This is a genomic window from Streptomyces sp. NPDC001492 (genome assembly GCF_053597275.1).
This window is the reverse complement of record NZ_JBSFHW010000003.1, coordinates 50,596-69,866: the sequence shown is the minus strand read 5'-3', so window position 1 is coordinate 69,866 and position 19,271 is coordinate 50,596. Positions and strand designations below refer to the sequence as shown.

Annotated in this window: 21 protein-coding genes; 13 read left to right on the top strand and 8 right to left on the bottom strand. The window is 72.0% G+C overall.

The window, feature by feature from the left end; genetic code table 11:
- Positions 1-11: 11 nt before the first annotated feature.
- Positions 12-1,049, top strand: a complete 1,038-nt coding sequence (locus ACWC1K_RS04530; RefSeq protein WP_450828772.1) for a Gfo/Idh/MocA family protein — start codon at positions 12-14, stop codon at positions 1,047-1,049.
- Here ACWC1K_RS04530 and ACWC1K_RS04525 read toward each other — a convergent pair.
- The 6 genes from ACWC1K_RS04525 to ACWC1K_RS04500 form a co-directional block, all read right to left on the bottom strand.
- The gene (locus tag ACWC1K_RS04525) at positions 1,030-1,473 is read right to left on the bottom strand and encodes an N-acetyltransferase family protein (protein WP_450828771.1); all 444 of its coding nucleotides are present in this window, start codon (positions 1,471-1,473) and stop codon (positions 1,030-1,032) included. The genes ACWC1K_RS04530 and ACWC1K_RS04525 overlap by 20 nt on opposite strands.
- A 43-nt stretch (positions 1,474-1,516) precedes the next feature.
- Positions 1,517-2,533: a Gfo/Idh/MocA family protein gene (locus ACWC1K_RS04520; protein ID WP_450828770.1), complete on the bottom strand. Its 1,017-nt coding sequence runs from the start codon at positions 2,531-2,533 to the stop codon at positions 1,517-1,519.
- On the bottom strand, positions 2,530-3,891 hold the full coding sequence (locus ACWC1K_RS04515) for a protoporphyrinogen/coproporphyrinogen oxidase (RefSeq protein ID WP_450828769.1): 1,362 nt from the start codon (positions 3,889-3,891) through the stop codon (positions 2,530-2,532). Before ACWC1K_RS04515 ends, ACWC1K_RS04520 begins: the two co-directional genes overlap by 4 nt.
- Positions 3,892-4,051: 160 nt before the next feature.
- On the bottom strand, positions 4,052-5,056 hold the full coding sequence (locus tag ACWC1K_RS04510; protein WP_450828768.1) for a Gfo/Idh/MocA family protein: 1,005 nt from the start codon (positions 5,054-5,056) through the stop codon (positions 4,052-4,054).
- Positions 5,057-5,170: 114 nt separating this feature from the next.
- Positions 5,171-5,947 (bottom strand): SDR family oxidoreductase, encoded by a 777-nt coding sequence (locus ACWC1K_RS04505; protein WP_450828767.1) that lies wholly within the window; start codon positions 5,945-5,947, stop codon positions 5,171-5,173.
- Positions 5,948-5,964: 17 nt separating this feature from the next.
- Positions 5,965-7,131, bottom strand: coding sequence for a phytanoyl-CoA dioxygenase family protein (locus tag ACWC1K_RS04500; protein WP_450828766.1), 1,167 nt, complete (start codon positions 7,129-7,131; stop codon positions 5,965-5,967).
- A 116-nt stretch (positions 7,132-7,247) separates the two neighbouring features.
- Here ACWC1K_RS04500 and ACWC1K_RS04495 point away from each other — a divergent pair, with 116 nt between their 5' ends.
- Positions 7,248-8,291 (top strand): LacI family DNA-binding transcriptional regulator, encoded by a 1,044-nt coding sequence (locus tag ACWC1K_RS04495; RefSeq protein WP_450828765.1) that lies wholly within the window; start codon positions 7,248-7,250, stop codon positions 8,289-8,291.
- A complete protein-coding gene (locus ACWC1K_RS04490) occupies positions 8,288-8,902 on the top strand; it encodes a poly-gamma-glutamate hydrolase family protein (RefSeq protein WP_450828764.1) in 615 nt (204 codons plus the stop codon). The genes ACWC1K_RS04495 and ACWC1K_RS04490 overlap by 4 nt, the downstream gene beginning before the upstream one ends.
- On the opposite strand, the gene ACWC1K_RS04485 is transcribed toward ACWC1K_RS04490, so the two are convergent.
- Positions 8,886-10,043 (bottom strand): Gfo/Idh/MocA family protein, encoded by a 1,158-nt coding sequence (locus ACWC1K_RS04485; RefSeq protein WP_450828763.1) that lies wholly within the window; start codon positions 10,041-10,043, stop codon positions 8,886-8,888. The genes ACWC1K_RS04490 and ACWC1K_RS04485 overlap by 17 nt on opposite strands.
- A gap of 122 nt (positions 10,044-10,165) precedes the next feature.
- Between ACWC1K_RS04485 and ACWC1K_RS04480 the strand changes: the two genes are divergently transcribed.
- Positions 10,166-11,170, top strand: a complete 1,005-nt coding sequence (locus ACWC1K_RS04480; RefSeq protein ID WP_450828762.1) for a LacI family DNA-binding transcriptional regulator — start codon at positions 10,166-10,168, stop codon at positions 11,168-11,170.
- Here the strand turns inward: ACWC1K_RS04480 and ACWC1K_RS04475 are convergent.
- Complete coding sequence (locus ACWC1K_RS04475) at positions 11,160-11,504, bottom strand: cupin domain-containing protein (RefSeq protein ID WP_450828761.1); 345 nt, start codon at positions 11,502-11,504, stop codon at positions 11,160-11,162. The genes ACWC1K_RS04480 and ACWC1K_RS04475 overlap by 11 nt on opposite strands.
- Before the next feature lie 127 nt (positions 11,505-11,631).
- On the opposite strand from ACWC1K_RS04475, the gene ACWC1K_RS04470 reads away from it, so the two are divergent.
- The 9 genes from ACWC1K_RS04470 to ACWC1K_RS04430 all read left to right on the top strand — a co-directional run bounded on the left by ACWC1K_RS04470 (position 11,632) and on the right by ACWC1K_RS04430 (position 19,271).
- Complete coding sequence (locus ACWC1K_RS04470; protein WP_450828760.1) at positions 11,632-12,144, top strand: hypothetical protein; 513 nt, start codon at positions 11,632-11,634, stop codon at positions 12,142-12,144.
- A gap of 49 nt (positions 12,145-12,193) precedes the next feature.
- Entirely contained in the window at positions 12,194-12,787 is a 594-nt protein-coding gene (locus ACWC1K_RS04465; protein WP_450828759.1) for a hypothetical protein, read from the top strand.
- A gap of 26 nt (positions 12,788-12,813) precedes the next feature.
- On the top strand, positions 12,814-13,680 hold the full coding sequence (locus ACWC1K_RS04460; RefSeq protein WP_450828758.1) for an intradiol ring-cleavage dioxygenase: 867 nt from the start codon (positions 12,814-12,816) through the stop codon (positions 13,678-13,680).
- Positions 13,677-14,759 (top strand): maleylacetate reductase, encoded by a 1,083-nt coding sequence (locus tag ACWC1K_RS04455; protein WP_450828757.1) that lies wholly within the window; start codon positions 13,677-13,679, stop codon positions 14,757-14,759. Before ACWC1K_RS04460 ends, ACWC1K_RS04455 begins: the two co-directional genes overlap by 4 nt.
- A gap of 177 nt (positions 14,760-14,936) precedes the next feature.
- Complete coding sequence (locus tag ACWC1K_RS04450; protein WP_450828756.1) at positions 14,937-15,587, top strand: GntR family transcriptional regulator; 651 nt, start codon at positions 14,937-14,939, stop codon at positions 15,585-15,587.
- A gap of 180 nt (positions 15,588-15,767) precedes the next feature.
- Positions 15,768-16,517, top strand: a complete 750-nt coding sequence (locus ACWC1K_RS04445) for a PIG-L deacetylase family protein (RefSeq protein WP_450828755.1) — start codon at positions 15,768-15,770, stop codon at positions 16,515-16,517.
- Positions 16,514-17,218, top strand: coding sequence for a 4-carboxy-4-hydroxy-2-oxoadipate aldolase/oxaloacetate decarboxylase (locus ACWC1K_RS04440; RefSeq protein WP_450828754.1), 705 nt, complete (start codon positions 16,514-16,516; stop codon positions 17,216-17,218). Before ACWC1K_RS04445 ends, ACWC1K_RS04440 begins: the two co-directional genes overlap by 4 nt.
- A complete protein-coding gene (locus ACWC1K_RS04435; protein WP_450828753.1) occupies positions 17,215-18,324 on the top strand; it encodes a 4-oxalomesaconate tautomerase in 1,110 nt (369 codons plus the stop codon). The genes ACWC1K_RS04440 and ACWC1K_RS04435 overlap by 4 nt, the downstream gene beginning before the upstream one ends.
- Positions 18,321-19,271 carry a catechol 2,3-dioxygenase gene (locus ACWC1K_RS04430; protein WP_450828752.1) on the top strand — a complete coding sequence of 317 codons (951 nt, stop codon included), beginning with the start codon at positions 18,321-18,323 and terminating at the stop codon, positions 19,269-19,271. Before ACWC1K_RS04435 ends, ACWC1K_RS04430 begins: the two co-directional genes overlap by 4 nt.

Here is a 19,271-nt window from a genome sequence, read left to right as displayed (position 1 = left end):
GACGAACGACCATGGCTCGGCAAGGAACACTGCAGGTCGCGGTCGTCGGCGCCGGCAAGATGGGCGCCGACCACGTCCGCCGTGTCCAGGAGGTCATCAGCGGGGCCAGGGTGACCGCCGTCGTGGACGTCGATGCGGAACGCGCCAAGAACGTCGCGGCCCGCATCGACGGCTGCACCGCCTACTCCGACCCGGCCGCCGCCATGGCGGCAGCCGATGTCGACGCCGTGCTGATCGCCTCCCCGGGGCCCGCCCACGAAGCTGCCCTGCTGACGGCGTTCGAGCACGATCTGCCCGTACTGTGCGAGAAACCGCTCACCCCGGACGCGGCCTCCGCGCTCCGGGTCCTGGAAGCGGAGCAGAAGCTGGGCCGCCGCCGGGTCCAGGTGGGCTTCATGCGGCGCTACGACGCCGAGTACATGAAGCTCAAGTCCCTCCTGAACACAGGCCAGTTGGGACGCCCGCTGATGCTGCACAACCGGCATCGCAACCTCGCCTCGCCGCCCGGCTGGCGCAGCGAGATGCTCATCAACGACTCCGTCGTGCACGAGATGGACGTGACGCGCTGGCTGCTCGGCCACGAGATCACCGCCGTCACGGTGCTGCGCCCCACCCCGTCCGCGAACGCACCGGACGGCATACAGGACCCGCAGTTCGTCGTCTTCGAGACCGACGGCGGCGCGATCGTCGACGTCGAGATCTTCGTCAACTGCGGCTTCGGCTACCAGGTCCAGGCCGAGGTGGTCTGCGAACGCGGCACCGCCCGCATCGGCGACGGCCACGCCCTGGTCACCAACATGGCAGGCCGCTGGGGCGGCACCATCGCCCAGGACTACATCGAACGCTTCGCGGACGCCTACGACCGCGAGGTCCAGGCCTGGGTCGACGCCACCCGTCGCGGCGAGGTCGTCGGCCCGAGCGTGTGGGACGGCTACGCCGTCGCCGCGGTGTGCGAGGCGGGCGTGAAGGCGCTGGAGGAAGGCACCCGGGTGCCGGTGGAACTGGTGGAGCGGCCGGCGCTGTACGAGGTCACCCGATGGCCCGGCTGAACACGACCCGGTCCTCGCCGGGCCCGTTGTAGTCCTCCTCCACCCGTACCTCGAACCCGAGACTGCGGTGGAAGGCGATGGACCCCTTGTTGCCGAGGCTCGTGATGGCCTTCAGCCGCACCGCCCCCTGCCGCCGCGCAGCCTCGGTGAAGGCGCCCCACAGTTCCCGCCCCAGACCGCTGCCGCGGGCGTCGTCCCGCGTCGCGATCAGGTGCACATATCCGGTGCCGCCGGGCGTGACGAAGCCGATCAGATAGCCGAGAACGCCGTCGTCGGAACGAGCGACCAGACAGGTCTCGCCGAACTCCTGCACCAGGGCCAGGAGATGCAGGTCCCGCAGATCCCGGTCGCCCCAGTAACGGGGGTGATCGGCCAGGACCTGCTGGATGTCGGCGACTTGGGCGGGTGCGATGCGTGCGGCCATGGCGGCGATCATCCCAGAGCCATGGCCGTACCGTGACTTCGCCCTACACCCGCGTCCGCGGCCGCGGTTCGAACCCCGCCGCGCGGTAGCTCTCGTCGATCAGGGTCATCGTCGCCAGCGCGTCGTCCGGGTCCAGGGGCAGCGGGGAGCCCTCCCGCACGCGCGCCGCGAACGCCTCCAGCTGGTAGGTGTACGAGGAACGGGTGCCGAGCCGCTCCGTCCGCTCGCCGTCCGCGGTGCGGACGATGATCCGGTCGTCCATCTGGGGGAGGACGAAGTTCGGGGCCAGTGCCTCGCCGCGGCTGCCGATGATCCGGCAGCTCATCTCCAGCTTGTCGTACGCCATGTGGCAGCGTGCCGAGGCGGTGGCGCCGTTCGGGAAGGCCAGGTCGGCGTCCAGCCATTCGTCGACGCCGGGCGCGCCCGCGCGCTCGCCGCCGCGCGCGGAGACCAGGCTCGGTGCGCCGCCCGCCCACGGTGCAAGCATCCGTACGGCGTGCAGGCTGTAGCAGCCCAGGTCCATCACGGCGCCGCCGGCCAGGGGCAGGGACCAGCGCGGGTCGGTGTCCTCCGGTGCCGGGATGGCGACCATGGTCTCCACCCGCTGGAACTCGCCCAGTTCACCGCTCTCCAGGAGTTCGTGCAGACGGCGGGTGACCGGGTGGAAGAGGTAGTGGAAGGCCTCCATGAAGACCGTGCCGGCCTTGGCCGCCGCCTCCCGCACCTCGGCGGCCTCCTCGGCGTTGCTCGCCGACGGCTTCTCGCTCAGGACGTGCTTGCCGGCCGCGAGGGCGGCCAGGTTCCACGGACCGTGCAGGCCGTTGGCGAGCGGGTTGTAGATGACCTCGACGTCGGGGTCGGCGAGCAGGGCGGCATAGGAGTCGGCGACCCGCTCCACACCGTGCTCGGCGGCGAAGGCCTCGGCGCGGGAGCGGTCGCGGGCGGCCACCGCGACCAGGCGGTGGCCCGTGGTGCGGGCCGGGTCGATCAGGGCGCGTCCGGTGATCCGGGCGGCGCCCAGGACGCCGATGCGCAGGGGTTCGCGGACCGGTTCGCTCATGAGGTCGTTTCCTTCTCTGTGCGTTCGTGCAGGGGCAGTGTGCCGTCGGCGGGCGGGAAATGGCGGCGGGCCAGGTCCTGGGCGTGGGCGACGGTGCATTCGATCAGTTCGAAGGCGGGCAGGCCGCCGACGTAGTACGTGCGGTCGCGGCCCTGCAGCGCGTCGAGCCGGTCCAGGGCGCCGGCTGCGAGGTCGTCGCTGCCGAAGTGCGGCATGAACGCCCACTGGCGGTGGAGATGCGTCTCCTCCAGTCGCCCGCCGAGTTCTGTCACGTCGGCCTCCAGCAGTGCGCCGACGTCCTCGGGGCGGCCGTAGGAGTAGAAGGTCCGCACGTCGCTGCCCGGGTAGCGGTGGTGGTACGAGACGCAGTGGCCGGTCGCCTCGCGGGTCGCCGTGTGGCGGTCGAGGAAGTAGAAGGCGTTCTCGGGCAGGCCGGAGGCGGTGGCGAGGGTGGTGTGGTAGGCGTTGCTGCGGATCCGCCCGGCGAGGTCGCGCTCCTCGGCGGTGGCGTCCAGGAACGGCAGGACGCGGTCCAGAGGGACGGCGAGCACCAGGTCGTCGGCCTCCACCGGGCCCGAGTCCGTGTGCACCCGCACCCCGCCCTCGTGCCGCTCGACCGACACCACATGCACCGCGCACCGCACGTCCTTCAGCTCCTCGGCGACCCGCTGCCACAGCGTGCCGAAGCCTCCCGTGACGGTGAACGCGCCCCCGTGGCCCAGCAGCTCGGGCGTGGGGGACAGCAGGCCGGTCATCTCGGCGTACTTGACGAAGTACAGGGCGGGCACCTGGTCGTCGAGATAGCCGTACCCGGCGGCGGTGTATCCGGTGCCGAACGACTCCGCCATGGACTCGAGGCCGTGCTCGGCGAGCCAGTGGGTGACCGGGGCGGCCAGGGCGCGCGCGGAGTGGGCGAGCCCGGGTTCGGCGATGCGCGGGAACTCGCGCTCGCGCAGCGCCCGGTAGCGCCGGAGGGCGCCGTCGCGCAGGAACGACATGGTCTGCCGGCTCGCGGTGCGCCCCTCGACGTCGAGGACGCGGTAGCGGGTGGTGCGCTCCGTCTCCATGTCCAGGTCCGTCAGCAACTGTGCCGTCCGCTCGTACCGGTTGGTGCAGATGTGGCCGCCCAGGTCGTGGGCCCGGCCGCCCACGTGCACGCTCTGGCATTTCCCGGCGACCGTCTCCTGCTCCTCCAGGACGGTCACCCGGTGTCCGGCCCGCTCCAGTTCACGGGCGGCCGCAAGGCCGCTCGGTCCGGCGCCGACGACGACCACACGCCGCTCGCCGCGTAACTGCCCGCCGGGCGAAGCGGGTTGAGGGGTGTCGGGGTGGGGCCGGGATATCTCGCCGGTGCTCATGGTCGCTGCTCCTCGTTGGTCCTGCGTGCGTGGATCTCATGGTCGTACGGAGAGATCCCGCGGTCGTGACCGTCAGGGGCAACGTGGCGATTCGCACACTCGTGCTCCGGGCGCAGGAGGCCGGGCCGGCGCCCGGAGCACGAGGGACTGGGGCCGCCGCTCAGGCGGTGCGGACCTCGGCGATGGTCACCGGGCGGTGCTCGTGCAGGGACAGCGTGCACGCGTCGGCGATCCAGCCGGCCTCCAGGGCGTCCGCGATCGTGCAGGGCGAGGGGCGGCTGCCGGCCACGACCTCGGTGAACGCGGTGAGTTCGGCACGGTAGGCCGCGGTGAAGCGGTCCATGAAGAAGTCGTGCGGGGTGCCGGCCGGGAAGGTCGTGCCGGGCTCGACGGAGCGCAGCGGCAGCTTGTCCTCCAGGCCCACCGCGATGGAGTCCGTAAAGCCGTGGATCTCCATGCGGACGTCGTAACCCCGGGCGTTGTGGCGGGAGTTGGAGACCACCGCGATGGTGCCGTCGTCGAGGGTGAGGATCGCGCCGGTGGTGTCGGCGTCGCCCGCGTCCTTGATGTACTCGGCACCCCGGTTGCCGCCGACGGCGTACACCTCGACGACCTCGCGGCCCGTCACCCAGCGGATGATGTCGAAGTCGTGGACCGAACAGTCGCGGAAGATGCCGCCCGAAGCGGCGATGTACGCGGCCGGCGGGGGCGCCGGGTCCAGCGTGGTCGACCGTACGGTGTGCAGCTTGCCCAGCTCACCGCTCCGCACGGCCGCGCGGGCGTTCACGAAACCGGCGTCGAAGCGGCGGTTGTAACCGATCTGGATCGGCACGTCCTTGCCCTCGACGGCCTTGAGGACCTCGACGCCCTCGGCCATGGTCCTGGCCACGGGCTTCTCGCAGAAGACCGGGATGCCGGCCTCGACGCCGGCCAGGATCAGGCCGGGGTGGGCGTCCGTCGCTGCCGCGACCACGATGCCGTCGACGCCGGCGGCCAGCAGGGCCTCAGGCGAGTCCACGACCTCGCCGCCGAACCGCTCCGCCGCGGATTTGGCGGCGTCCGCGAACGGGTCGGTCAGCACGAGCGACTCGACCACGTCGAGCCCGGAGAGGGTTTCGGCGTGGAAGGCGCCGATGCGGCCGAGGCCGAGGATTCCGATACGCATGAGCTCCGCTGCTTTCCTGTTTCTTGGTGTGTGGTTGCTGTCCGTTGCCGGGGCTGTGCCCCGGGCCCCCATCGCCCTTCGGGCTCGTCCTCAATGCCGGACGGGCTTGAAATTTCAGTCCAGGCCGCCCAGGACGTTCTGGTCCCAGTCGATCACCGATCCGGTCACCACGCCCGACCGCTCCGACAGCAGGAAGACCACGAAGTCCGCGATCTCGTCCGGCTGGCCCAGCTTGCCCATCGGCAGCCTGGCGGCGGCCTCCTCGCGCCAGCTGTCACCGGCGCCGTGGAACGCCTTCTGGGTGGCGTCCTCGCCCTCGGTGGCCGTCCAGCCGATGTTGAGGCCGTTGATCCGCACCCGGTCCCAGCGGTGGGCGTGCGCGGCGTTGCGGGTCAGGCCGATCAGTCCGGCCTTCGCGGCGACGTACGGGGCCAGGAACGGCTGCCCGCCGTGCGCCGAGGACGTGATGATGTTGACGATCGTGCCGGGCGCCTTGCGGGAGACCATGTCGGCGACGGCGGCCTGCATCGCGAAGAACGGCGCCTTGAGGTTGATCGCGATGTGCTGGTCGAACAGCTCGGGCGTGGTGTCGAGGAGCGTGCCCCGCGAGGTCAGGCCCGCGGAGTTGACCAGGCAGTCGATCCGCCCGTACGCGGCGACCACCTCGCCCACGGCAGCCTTCGCCTGTGCGGCGTCGGACAGGTCGGCGCGCACGAACATCGCCTTGCCGCCGGAGGCCGTCAGCTCGGCCACCAGCGCCTCGCCGGGCTCCGGGCGCCGGCCGGTGACGGCCACGACCGCCCCCTCACGCACGGCGGCGCGGGCGATGGCCGCTCCCACGCCCTGGCTGCCGCCGTTGACGAGGACGACCTTGTCGTCGAGGAGTCCCATGGATCTTCGTTGTCCTTTCAGCTCGCGCGGCGTTCGCCGGCCACCCGCAGGTGGTCCCGCAGGACCCGCGGAGGCCGGTCCTCGCGCAGCGCCTCGCGTACCAGGTCCGCCTGCGAGGGCGGGGCCAGGCCGTCGACCGGCGGGTCGCTGTCGAGGTTGGTGGGGAAGGGATAGCCCTCGGCGCTCGCGGCGATCACGTTCTCCAGCCAGGCCTCGTCCGCACCGTCCGCCTTGCGGCGCAGCAGCACGGGGTAGACCGCGTTCGCCACCGCCTCCCGGTCCACGGTCTCCATCGCCCGGCCGAAGGCGGAGGACACCTGGAGCAGATTGGCCATGCGCCGCACGTCCGTGGTGCGGTTGGTCCCGGCGGCATGGAACAGCGCCGGGTTGAAGAAGGCGGCGTCGCCCTTGGCGAGCGGCAGCTGGACGTGGTGCTCCTTGAAGTACGCCTGGAACTCGGGCCGCCGCCACGCCAGATAGCCCGGCTCGAAGCCTTGCGAGAACGGCAGGTACAGCGTCGGTCCCGACTCCACCGGCATGTCGCAGTGCGCGACCGCGCCCTGCAGGGTGAGCACGGGGGAGAGGCGGTGGACGTGCGCCGGATAGGCCGCGGCCAACTCGTCGGAGAGGAAACCGAGGTGGTAGTCGCGGTGCGCGGTCTGTGCGAGGCCGCCCGGGTTGACCACGTTGACCTGGGAGGTCACCTGGTAGCCGGGGCCCAGCCAGGCCTCGCAGACCAGGGCGAGGACGGGATTGGCGTAGTAGTCGGCGAACGCCGCCGGGTCGTAGAGGGCCGCCTTCTCCAGTGCGTTCCACACCCGCTCGTTGGCGCCGGGCTTGGCGAAGTGGTCGCCGGCCGTCGTGCCCGCCGCGTACTGCTCGCGGATCAGCGCGTCGAACACCTCGGTGGCCCGGTCGACCACCGCGTGATCGGGGAAGGCGCCCCGGAAGACCACCACTCCGGGTCCGTCGGTGAGGGCCCTGACGAGCTCCTCCTGAAGGCCCCGGCGGTCCTTCGCGGTACGGACGTGTTCGGCGTCGTACAGCAGGACGTTGCGCTCCACCGCGGAGGCGTGCGGGTAGTCGGCGGGGTCGGCCGTCCGCTCCACGAGGGCGCGGAACGAGTCGAGGTCGCAGTCCTGCTCGGAGAGCCAGGCACGGTGGTGTACGGCGGTGAAGGACATCGGTGTCCTCTCGGTGACAGGGGCGACTCAGCCCTGTCATTCTTGTCAGTACAAACCCGTCGAACAACCAGCAGGCGGCCATCAAAAACCCCTCAAGCCGGCGAGAGGAGCCCGCGGTGGGCCATCCCTTCCCGATCCGGGAGATCGCACGTCAGGCGGGCCTGAGCGAGGCCACCGTCGACCGGGTCCTCAACGGCAGGGGCGGCGTCCGGGAGAGCACCGCACGGGAGGTCCAGCAGGCCATCGCCGACCTGGACCGGCAGCGCACCCAGGTCCGGCTGGTCGGCCGCACCTTCATGATCGACATAGTGATGCAGACGCCGGAGCGTTTCTCCACCGCCGTACGCGCCGCCCTGGAGGCGGAGCTGCCCTCCCTGCACCCCGCCGTCGTGCGCTCGCGCTTCCACTTCCGCGAGACCGGCCCGGTGGCGGAGCTGACGCGGACCCTGGACCGGATCGCCCGCCGCGGCTCGCAGGGAGTGATCCTCAAGGCCCCGGACGTCCCCGAGGTGTCGGCCGCCGTCGGCCGCCTCGCCGAGGCGGGCATCCCCGTCGTCACCCTGGTCACCGACCTGCCCGCCACCGCCCGCCTCGCCTACGTCGGCATCGACAACCGGGCCGCCGGCGCGACCGCCGCGTACCTCATGGGCCAGTGGCTGGGCGAGCGCCCCGGCAATGTGCTCACCAGCCTCAGCAGCGGCTTCTTCCGCAACGAGGAGGAGCGCGAGATGGGCTTCCGCAGCGCGATGCGCAGCCGTCACCCGGACCGCACCCTGGTCGAGATCGCCGAGGGACACGGCCTGGACGCCACCCAGTACGACCTGGTCCGCGCCGCCCTCGAACGCGACCCGGACATCCGCGCCGTCTACTCCATCGGCGGCGGCAACAACGCCACCCTGCGCGCCTTCGAGGACCTGGGCCGCGAGTGCGCGGTGTTCGTCGCGCACGACCTCGACCACGACAACACCCGCCTGCTGCGCGAGCACCGCCTGTCCGCCGTCCTCCACCACGACCTGCGCCAGGACATGCGCGAGGCCTGCCACATCGTGATGCGCGCCCACGGCGCCCTGCCGCCCGCCGGGCCCACGCTGCCGTCGGCGATCCAGGTGGTGACGCCCTACAACATGCCCCCGCAGGCGACGAACCGAGGAGCCGGGTGACGACGAGCAGCGAATACGTGGAGATCGAGGGCGTGCGCCTGCTCGCCACGCTCACGACGGGCGGCGAGCTGGGACTGCTGGCACTGCACGGCAGCAACGAGGGCGGTACGGCCGAGATGGCGTGGGCGGTGGCCGAGCGGTGCGGGGCCACCAGCCTGGTCTTCACCCAGCCGGGCGTGCCCGATCCGGTGCACATCCCCTCCCCGCGCATGGCGGTCGGGCACTGCACGCTGCTGTGGGACTTCCTGTCCCGGGTGGCGCTCACGGTCTCCCTGCACGGCCACAACAGGACCGCGACTCCACGGGCCATCTTCCTCGGTGGCGGCAACCGGCGGGCCGCCCGCCTCGTCGCCCGCGAACTCGACGTCCTGCGGCCGGAGTTCGACCCGGTCACCGACCTCGACGAGATCCCCGTGAAGCTGCGCGGCCTGCACTCCAGGAACCCGGTGAACCTCACCCGCCGAGGCGGCGTCCAGGTGGAGCTCCCGCTCGCGGCCAGGACCGAGCGCAGGCGATGGGCACCGGGAGTGCCGGACACACCCCCGCGGTCGGTCGTCGACGCCCTGGCCAAGGGCGTGGAGTCGCTGGCCTCCGCTATGCCCGGAGACTGACCCAGGCGCCGCTGTCGACCGACCGCATCATCGCCTCCAGTACGGCGGCGCTGTGCACGGCGTCCGGGAGCGTGGCCCCCTGCGGCTTGCCCTCCGCGATGGAGCGCAGGAACCGGTGGGCCTCGATCACCTTCAGGTCGTCCATGCCCATGGCGTTCGCTGCGCCCGGCTGGAAGGCCGCGAACTCGCCGTCGCCGGGGCCGACGTAGACCGTGCTGACGGGCTGGTCCTGGTAGCTCGTGCCGCGGCTGACGCCCAGCTCGTTCATGCGCCGGAAGTCCCAGAAGACCGCCCCGCGGGTGCCGTGCACCTCGAAGCCGTAGTTGTTCTGCTCGCCGACCGAGACCCGGCAGGCCTCCAGCACACCGCGGGCGCCGGAGGCGAAGCGGAGCAGGCAGTTGACGTAGTCCTCGTTCTCGACGGGGCCGAGCTCGCCTCCGGTGGCGCGGGTGTGGCCGGCGGTGGCCCCGGTGGGACGGGCCCGCTGGGGGATGAACACGGCCGTGTCGGCGGTCAGCGCCTCGATGTCGCCGAGCAGGTGGCGGGCCAGGTCCGCGCCGTGCGAGGCGAGGTCGCCCAGGACGCCGCTGCCACCGCGCTCCTTCTCGTAGCGCCAGGTCAACGCGGACTCGGGGTGCGCGGCGTAGTCGCTGAACAGGCGGACGCGGACATGGGTGACCGTACCGATGGCGCCGGAGGCGATCAGCTCGCGGGCGGCCTCGACGGCGGGCGCGTTGCGGTAGTTGAAGCCGACGGCGCCCTGGACCCCGGCACCGGCCACCGCATCGGCGACCGCCCGCGCGTCCGCCGCGCTCAGGCCGACCGGCTTCTCGATCCAGATGTGCTTGCCGGCCTCCGCCATCGCGACACCGATCTCGCGGTGCAGGAAGTTCGGGGCGGTGATGCTGACCGCCTGGATCCGCGGGTCCTCGACGACATCACGCCAGTTGCGGGTCGTCGAGGCGAACCCGAACTGCGCGGCCGCCTCCTCGGCCCGCCCGGGCACCTCCTCGGCGACCGTGATCAGCTGCGGGCGCAGGCCCAGCCGCGGGTAGTGGTGCAGAACGCGGGCGTACGCCTGGGTGTGCACCCGGCCCATCCAGCCGAACCCGACGACGGCGACACCGAGCGAATCCACCATGACAGCCCCTCTTTGGACCGGTCCACAATCTGTCCAGGCCACCCTGAAGCCCACGCTCAGCAGCTGTCAACCCTCCCCGGCCCCTTTGACAAGGCGCATCAGCCCATGGAACGGTCCACATCATGAAACCGCCGACGATCCGCGACGTGGCCGAGCAGGCCGGGGTCTCCAAGTCGCTGGTCTCGCTCGTGCTGCGCGGCTCCGAGCAGGTGCGGCCCGAGAAGCGGGAGGCCGTGCTGCGGGCGGTACGGGAACTCGGCTACCGGCCCAACGCCGCCGCGCGCAGCCTCAGCGAGCAGCGCACCCGCACGGTCGGCGTGCTCCTCAACGACCTGCGCAACCCCTGGTTCGTCGACCTGCTCGACGGCCTCAACTCGCTGCTGCACGACAACGGCCTGCGCATGCTGCTCGCCGACGCCCGCCTCAACCGCCGCACCGGCCAGGACCCCGCCGACCCACTCCTCGACCTGCGGGTGGACGGCCTCGTCGTCGTCGGCACCCTGCCCGACCCGGCCGCGCTCGGCACGGCCGCCGAGCGAATCCCCGTCGTCGTCGCGGGCGCCCGTGAACCGGCCCCCGCGGGCGTGGACGTGGTGGCGGGCGACGACGAGCGGGGCGCCCGGCTGGTCACCGAGCACCTCATCGGTCTCGGCCACCGACGCATCGCGCACATCGCGGGCTACGGCGCCGTGGGCGAACTGCGCCGCCGCAGCTTCGAGGCGACGATGCGGGCGCACGGCCTCGCGGACCAGGCTCTGGTGGAGGCCGGCGACATGACCGAGGAGGGCGGCTACCGCAGCACCGTCCGGCTGCTCAGCCGCCCGGACCGGCCCACCGCCCTCTTCGCCGTCAACGACATCACCTCCGTCGGCGCCCTCTCGGCGGCCGAGGAGCTCGGCCTGCGCGTCCCGCAGGACGTGTCCGTCGTCGGCTACGACAACACGAGCATCGCCCGGCTGCGCCACGTCTGGCTGACCACGGTCGACAACGGCAGCCACGAGGTCGGCCGGCGCGCCGCCCGCCGCCTCCTGGACCGCTTCGAACACCCCGGGGGAGCGGGCCAACTGCATCTGACGGCACCGACGTTGGAGATCCGCGGCACCACGGCGCCCCCGGTCACAGATTGATCGCGTAGGCCTTCCGCAGCGTCTCGTGCACCGTCCACGTCGTGCGGTCGCCCGCACGCAGGACGGCCATGTCCCCGGGCCCCACGGCCAGCGTCGGCCCGCCCTCGACCTCGATGGTCGCCGACCCGCTGATCACCACGAACAGCTCGTCCGCCTCGGTGTCGGTGACGACGCCCGGCGTGATCTGCCAGATCCCGCGGACCTGACGACCGTCCGCCGACTCCCAGACCACCTTCCCGGTCACCTCCGGCGTCCCGGAGACGATCTGCTCCGGGTCGAGGGGCTCGGGCTCGAGCTCGGCGTCCGGGATGTGAAGAACGAAGCTGTGGGTCATGCGCCGACCCTAGCGAGACTGTCCCTGGCCCGCGCATGGACATTGTGTGCGGCATCGCCCCAGGTGGGAGGACACTTCGTCGCCCCGCGACTGGCGGCCCCGCAGGTACCGGGTGATCGTGGAGGGCATGGCGCAGACCACCACGGCCGCCCCCGGGCAACGGCAGCACGACATCCGCGAGGCCGTCCTGTTCGGCGGTGTCTACGGCGCCGTGCTGGCCTGCTCCATGGTCGCGGCGCTCAGCCAGTACGGCCACACCTCCCGCGTCAGCCGCCGCTACGACGCCCTCTGGCTGCTGGTGACCGCGCTCGCCTCCGCCCTCGCCCACGGCTACGCCCACTACATCGCCGAGCGCGCACCGCACCGCCGCTGGGACGCCCTGCGCGCCCTCGCCGACGAGTGGCCGCTGGTCACAGCGGTGCTGCCGACCGTGGTGATCCTCGCCGGGGCGGGCTGGGGCTGGTGGCCGGCGGACGGGGTGGAGGATCCCGCGTTCACACTGAACATCGGACTGTTGTTCGGCCTGGGGCTGGTGACGGCACGGCGATCGGGACGCTCCTGGGCCGTCGCCGTGGGCATCGGCCTGGTCGACGCACTGCTCGGTGTCGTGGTGGTCGTAGCGAATGCCATCATCAAGTGACGGCTTCCGCGGGCCAATTGATGCCCGGACTGTCGTATGGTCATCCCTCGTGGGTACGGACATCGACGGGGTCATCGAAAGCCGCTCGCCCGACGGGCCCTGGCGGTTCACGGCCGATCTGCTGGACTTCCAGCCTCCCCGGGACTACGTCTCCTGGGAGTGCCTCTTCGGCGTGCGCGGGGCGGGGGACGTGGAACGTCCGCTGTTCGCCGCCCGCGGGCTGCCGGACGGGATCTCCGACGCGGTACGGGAGGCGGGCATCGGGGAATACCAGCACGACCACACCTATGCCACCTGGGCGGAGGTGGAGGCGGTCGACTGGGACGCCCCGCTCGCCCACGGCCCGGCCTGGAACTGGGCGGTGCGGTCCCTGCCGGACGGTGACGAACTCGTGCGGGTGACTCCGGGCCTGCGCGCCGCGGCCGCCGACACCTTCGGCGGAAACCTGCTGCTGGCGCCCCCGGAATGGCCCCCCGGCGCCGAGGTGCGCCTGGACGACGTGGCGCACCGCCCCGTGACCCTCACCGCGCGGATGCTCGCCCCGCCGGACGAGGGATGCTGGGCACAGGTATGGAGCACCATGCGGGACCTGGCAGCCAGATACGGCGACGAGCACGTACGACTCGTGGTCTGGTTCAGCTGACCCGCGCACCGGTGAAGGGAGCCGACATGACCACCGACGCCCCCGGGACCACGGTCACGGACGAGGCGGTACGAAGTCTGCGGGCCACCACCGATCCGCGCCTGCGTGACCTGCTGACCGGCCTGATCCGCCACCTCCACGCCTTCGCCCGCGAGACCCGGCTGACGCGGCAGGAGTGGGAACGGGCGATCGGTTTCCTCACGGCGACCGGGCAGATGTGCACCGACACCCGGCAGGAGTTCATCCTCCTGTCGGACGTGCTCGGCCTGTCGATGCTCGTCGAGACCGTCAACGGCGACCGCGCCGCCAAAGCCACCGAGTCCACGGTCCTCGGCCCCTTCCACATGACCGAGTCCCCGGTCCGCGAACTCGGCGCCGACATCGACCTGGTGGGCGGCGGCGAGAGGTGCGTGGTCAGCGGCCGGGTGCTGTCCGGGGACGGAACGCCGCTGCCGGGCGCGGTCGTCGACGTCTGGCAGGCCGACGGGAACGGCTTCTACGACGTCCAGCGCCCGGACGTGCAGCCGCCGGGCAACGGCCGCGGGCTGTTCACCGCGGACGCCGAGGGCCGCTTCTGGTTCCGCACCTGCGTGCCGAGCCCGTACCCGATCCCCACCGACGGCCCGGTCGGTGAACTGCTGCGCGCGACCGGCCGTCATCCCTACCGGCCGGCGCACATCCACTTCATCGCCTCGGCCGAAGACCATGTACCGGTGACCACGCACATCTTCGTCGCCGGCAGCGACTATCTCGACTCGGACGCGGTCTTCGCCGTCAAGCCGAGCCTCGTCCAGGAGTTCACCCAAACGGATGACTCTGCCCTGGCGCGGGAATTCGGCGTCCCGAACCCCTTCCGCCACGCCCGCTTCGACCTCGTACTGGAGCGTTCGTGAAGCACCACCTCGACTTCTCCTACGAGTCCCGGCCCGTGCGGGTCGTCTTCCGGCCCGGGGCCGCCACGAGCGCGACCGCCGGCGAGGCCGCGGCGCTCGGCCTGCGGCGGCTGCTGGTCGTGTGCGGCAGCCATGGCGCGGACACGGCGCGCGCGGTCGCCGATTCGCTGGGACCCGCCTGCGCGGGCCTGCACGACGGAGCCCGGATGCATGTGCCCGTCGAGGTCGCCGACCGGGGCGTCGAGGCGGCCCGTGCGGCGGGTGCGGACGGCTGTGTGGCCGTCGGCGGCGGCTCCTCGATCGGCCTCGGCAAGGCGATCGCCCTGCGCACCGGTCTGCCGCTGATCGCCGTGCCCTCCACCTACTCCGGATCGGAGATGACCCCGGTCTGGGGTCTGACCGAACACGGCGCCAAACGCACCGGCCGCGACCCCGTCGTCCTGCCGCGCAGTGTCGTCTACGACCCCGAGCTCACCCTCTCCCTGCCCGTGCCGCTCTCCGTCACCAGCGGCATCAACGCCATCGCCCACGCCGTCGAGGCGCTGTACGCCCCCGACACCTCACCCCTGATCGCGCTGATGGCCCAGGAGGGCGTACGGGCCCTGGCAGGCGCCCTGCCCGAGGTGGCCGCCGAGCCGGAATCCCTGGACGCGCGCAGCCGCGCCCTGTACGGCGCCTGGCTGTGCGGCTCCTGCCTCGGCGCCACCACCATGGGCCTGCACCACAAGCTGTGCCACGTCCTCGGCGGCACCTTCGGCCTGCCCCACGCCGAGACGCACACGGTGGTCCTGCCGTACGCCCTCGCGTACAACGCGCCCGCGGCCCCGGACGCGGCGGCCGCCGTCGCCCGCGCCCTCGACACGGACGACGCCCCGCAGGCCCTGTGGGAGCTTGCCGGGCGCCTCGGCGCCCCCCGCTCTCTCGCCGAACTCGGCCTGAAGGAAGGCGACTTGGCGGTGGCGGCCGCGCAGACCGCGGGCCAGGCCTACGCCAACCCCCGCGAGGTCACGGCCGACGGGGCACTCGCCGTGCTGCGGGCGGCCTACGAGGGCGCGGCACCGGAGTTCCCCGCCGTCTGACGGGGAAGGGCCGCCGCCCCGCCGGAGCGGGACGACGGCCGAGTGCCGGACGGCCGTGGCTCTGATGACCCCCCGGGACCGCCCGTTTTTTCTCGGCCTCATTATGGCCGACAAAATTGTTGACAATATTGTCGGCTGGATTTAGGTTCGACAGGCGCTCACTCAGGGAGGGCAACGATGCCGACACAAGCCCGTCCGGGCACCGGAGAGCAGGCCAAGCAGCATGCGCTCGCGCAGCTGCGGCAGGCGATCCTGCAGGGCGAGATGGCGCCGGCACAGCGGCTGGTGGAGAACGAGCTCGCCGAGCAGTTCGGTGTGACACGGGCCAGCATCCGCGCGGCGCTCATCGATCTGGAGGCCCAGGGCCTCGTCGAGCGGATCCGCAACCGCGGCTCGCGGGTGCGGGTGGTGACCGTGGAGGAAGCGGTCGCCATCACCGAGTGCCGGATGGTCCTGGAAGGGCTGTGTGCGGCGAAGGCCGCCGTCGCCGCGAGCGACGAGCAGCTCGCCGAGCTGACGGAGCTGGGCACGGCGATGACCAAGGCCGTGGCCGACGGCGAGCCGCTGACCTACTCCGAGCTCAACCAGGAACTGCACGCCAAGGTGCGTGAGTTCTCCGGCCAGCGGACGGCCGTGGACCTGCTGGAGCGGCTCAATGCCCAACTGGTGCGCCACCGCTTCCAGCTGGCGCTTCGGCCGGGACGTCCGCAGCACTCCCTGAAGGAGCACCTGGCCATGATCGAGGCGATCGGGGCCAGGGACCCGCAGGCGGCCGAGACGGCCGTCCGCGCCCATCTGACCAGCGTGATCGAGGCCTTGCGCGACTGACAGCCGCGCGGACGGGAGCCGCTGGAAGGGGCGGGCGCCCACCTGTCACCAAGGCGAGCGAGCCGAAGGGCTGCGCCGGTGGCTGCGAGCGCGCGGAAGGCCCGAAGGGCTGGGCACGCCCGCGGTCTCCGGCCGGGGCACCCCGGAGGTGAGCCGCCCGGAGAATTGGGAGATGCCACCATGACGCAGGCCAACGCGCCCGCCTCCCCGCGGTCCACTCTCGTCGTCACGGCGCATGCCGGGGACTTCGTGTGGCGGGCGGGCGGCGCCATCGCCCTGGCCGCCGCCCGGGGGGAGAAGGTCACCATCGCCTGTCTGACCTACGGCGAGCGCGGCGAGTCCGCCAAGGCGTGGCGCGAGGGCAGGAAACTGGACGAGATCAAGGCGCTGCGCCGGGACGAGGCCGAGCGTGCCGCCGCCACCCTCGGCGCCGAGGTCCGCTTCTTCGACGCCGGCGACTACCCGCTCGTCCCCACCGCCGAGCTGACCGACCGACTCGTCGCCGTCCACCGCGAGACCCAGCCGGACGTGGTCCTCACCCACCCCGTCGAGGACCCGTACAACGGCGATCACCCGGCCGCCAACCGCATGGCGCTTCAGGCCCGCATCCTCGCCCAGGCCATCGGGTATCCGGGCGAGGGCGACATCATCGGCGCCCCGCCCGTCTTCTACTTCGAGCCGCACCAGCCCGAGATGAGCGGCTTTCGGCCGGAGGTCCTGCTCGACATCACCGAGGTGTGGGACACCAAGCGCAAGGCCATGGAGTGCCTGGCCGCCCAGCAGCACCTGTGGGCGTACTACACGGACCTCGCCGTCCGCCGCGGCGTCCAGCTCAAACGGAACGCCGGCCCGAACCTGGGTCTTGCGCACACCACCATGGCCGAGGCGTACATGCGGCCGTTCCCGCAGATCGCGAAGGAGCTGGCATGAGCGGCGTGATCGTCACCAACCCGCCGAAGGCGGCTGCGAAGGACGTCGAGGCGCTGGCCGCTTTCGGCGTGGCCACGGTCAGCGAGGCGATGGGGCGAACCGGCCTGCTGGGCCCGGACATCCGCCCCATCCAGCAGGGCGTACGAGTCGCAGGGACAGCCGTCACCGTGATCGGCTGGCCCGGCGACAACCTCATGATCCACGCCGCCGTCGAGCAGTGCGGCGAGGGCGACATCCTGGTCGTCACCACCACCTCGCCCTGCACGGACGGTCTGTTCGGCGAGCTGTTCGCGACCGCCCTGAAGCGGCGCGGTGTGCGCGGTGTCGTCCTCAGTACGGGGATCCGCGACACCCAGGAACTGCGGGACATGGGCTTCGCCGCCTGGTCCCGGGCCGTCTCCTCGCAGGGCACGGTCAAGGCCACCGGCGGTTCGGTCAACGTACCGATCGCCATCGACGGCCAGGTGATCCGCCCCGGCGACGTGATCCTCGCCGACGACGACGGCGTCGTGGTCGTGCCCCGTGAACGCGCCCGCGAGACGGCGGAGAGGGCGGAGGCCCGCGAGGCCAAGGAGGCCGCCACCCGAGCGGCCTTCCTCGGCGGCCAACTCGGCCTGGACCGCTACGGGTTGAGGGAGACCCTCAAACGGCTCGGCGTCGAGTACCGGACGTATGAGGAGTACGCGGGGGAGCGGCCGTGACCGGCGCACCCGAGGGCGTCCGCTGTCTGCTGATGCGGGGCGGCACCTCCAAGGGCGCCTACTTCCTCGCCGACGACCTCCCCGCCGAACCGGCCCTGCGCGACGCGCTGTTGCTGCGTGTCATGGGCAGCCCCGACGAGCGGCAGATCGACGGGCTCGGCGGCGCGCACCCGCTCACCAGCAAGGTGGCCGTGGTGTCCGTCTCGGCCGATCCGCGCGCGGACGTCGACTACCTCTTCCTCCAGGTCGCCGTGGACCGCCCTGAAGTGAGTGACCGTCAGAACTGTGGAAACATCCTCGCCGGCGTCGGCCCGTTCGCCGTCGAGCGCGGGCTTGTGGCGGCGGGGGAGGAGGAGACCTCCGTCCGCATCCGCATGGTCAACACCGGCGACTTCGCCACCGCGGCCTTCCCGACCCCCGGCGGTCGCGTCGACTACTCGGGAGACGCCGAGATCTCGGGCGTGCCGGGGACGGCCGCGCCCGTGGCCATCGAATTCCCCGCCCGGACGGGGAAGTTGCTGCCCACCGGCAAGGCCCGGGACGACATCGACGGCACGGCTGTGACCTGCGTGGACAACGGCATGCCGACGGTGCTCATCGCCGCCTCCTCCCTCAAGGTCAGCGGCTACGAGTCGCCCAAGGACCTGGAGGAGGATGTGGCGCTGGCCGACCGGCTGCGGGACATCCGCCTGGAAGCAGGCCGGTTGATGGGCCTCGGTGACGTCTCGGACGCCACCGTGCCCAAGGTCACCCTCCTCGCCCCGCCCCGCGACGGCGGCGCGATCTCCACCCGCACCTTCATCCCGGTGCGCTGCCATGCGTCGATCGGTGTGCTCGGCGCGGCCGGCGTGGCCGCCGGCCTGCGGATCGCGGGCGGGGTGGGCGCGGAACTCGCGCAGCTCGATGCCGGCAGCGACCGTGTCCGTATCGAACACCCCACCGGATTCCTGGACATCGAAAGCGCAATCGCCACCGGTCCCGACGGCCTGCCCGCCGCCCGACGCACCGCCGTGGTCCGCACGGCCCGCAAGATCTTCGACGGTACCGTCTTCCCGCGGTCCGCCGAGACGGCACCCATCCCCCCGCACCGAGGAGGTCACCGATGACCCCGCCGCTCGGCGACATCGCCCACATCGGCCACGCCCAGCTCTTCACCCCGGACCTGGACGCGAGCGTCGCCTTCTTCACCGACTACCTCGGCCTCACCGTCAACGGCCAGGACGGCGACACGGCCTATCTGCGGACCTTCGACGACTACGAGCACCACAGCCTCGTCCTCACCGCCCGCGACCAGCCCGGGCTCGGCCGGCTCGCCCTGCGCACCTCCAGCGAGGAGGCCCTGCACCGCCGTATCAAGGCGATCGAGGAGGCGGGCGGCTCCGGCACATGGGTCGAGGACGAACCCGGCCTGGGCAGGCTGTACGTGACGACCGACCCGGACGGGCACGAGCACGCCCTGTACTGGGAGAGCGAGCACTACCGGGCCCCCGAGGAGCTGGAACCGGCCCTGAAGAACCAGCCGCAGGCCAAGCCCAACCGGGGCGTGGGCGTACGGCGACTGGACCACATCAACTTCCTTGCGGCCGACGTGCTCGCCAACGCCGGGTTCCAGCAGCAAGTGCTGGGAGCCAGGCCGACGGAACAGATCCGGCTCGACTCCGGCCGGATCGCGGCGCGCTGGCTGACGTACACGAACAAGTCGTACGACGTCGTCTACACCGAGGACTGGACCGGCTCCACCGGACGGCTGCACCACATCGCCTTCGCGACCGACACCCGCGAGGACATCCTGCGCGCCGCCGATCTCGCCATCGACACCGGCGTGTTCATCGAGACGGGCCCCCACAAGCACGCCATCCAGCAGACGTTCTTCCTGTACGTCTACGAGCCGGGCGGCAACCGCATCGAGTTGTGCAACCCGCTCACCCGCCTCGTCCTCGCGCCCGACTGGCCGCTGATCACCTGGACCGAGGAGGAACGGAAGAAGGGCCAGGCCTGGGGCCTGAAGACCATCGAGTCGTTCCACACGCACGGGACGCCGCCCGTCGCCTAG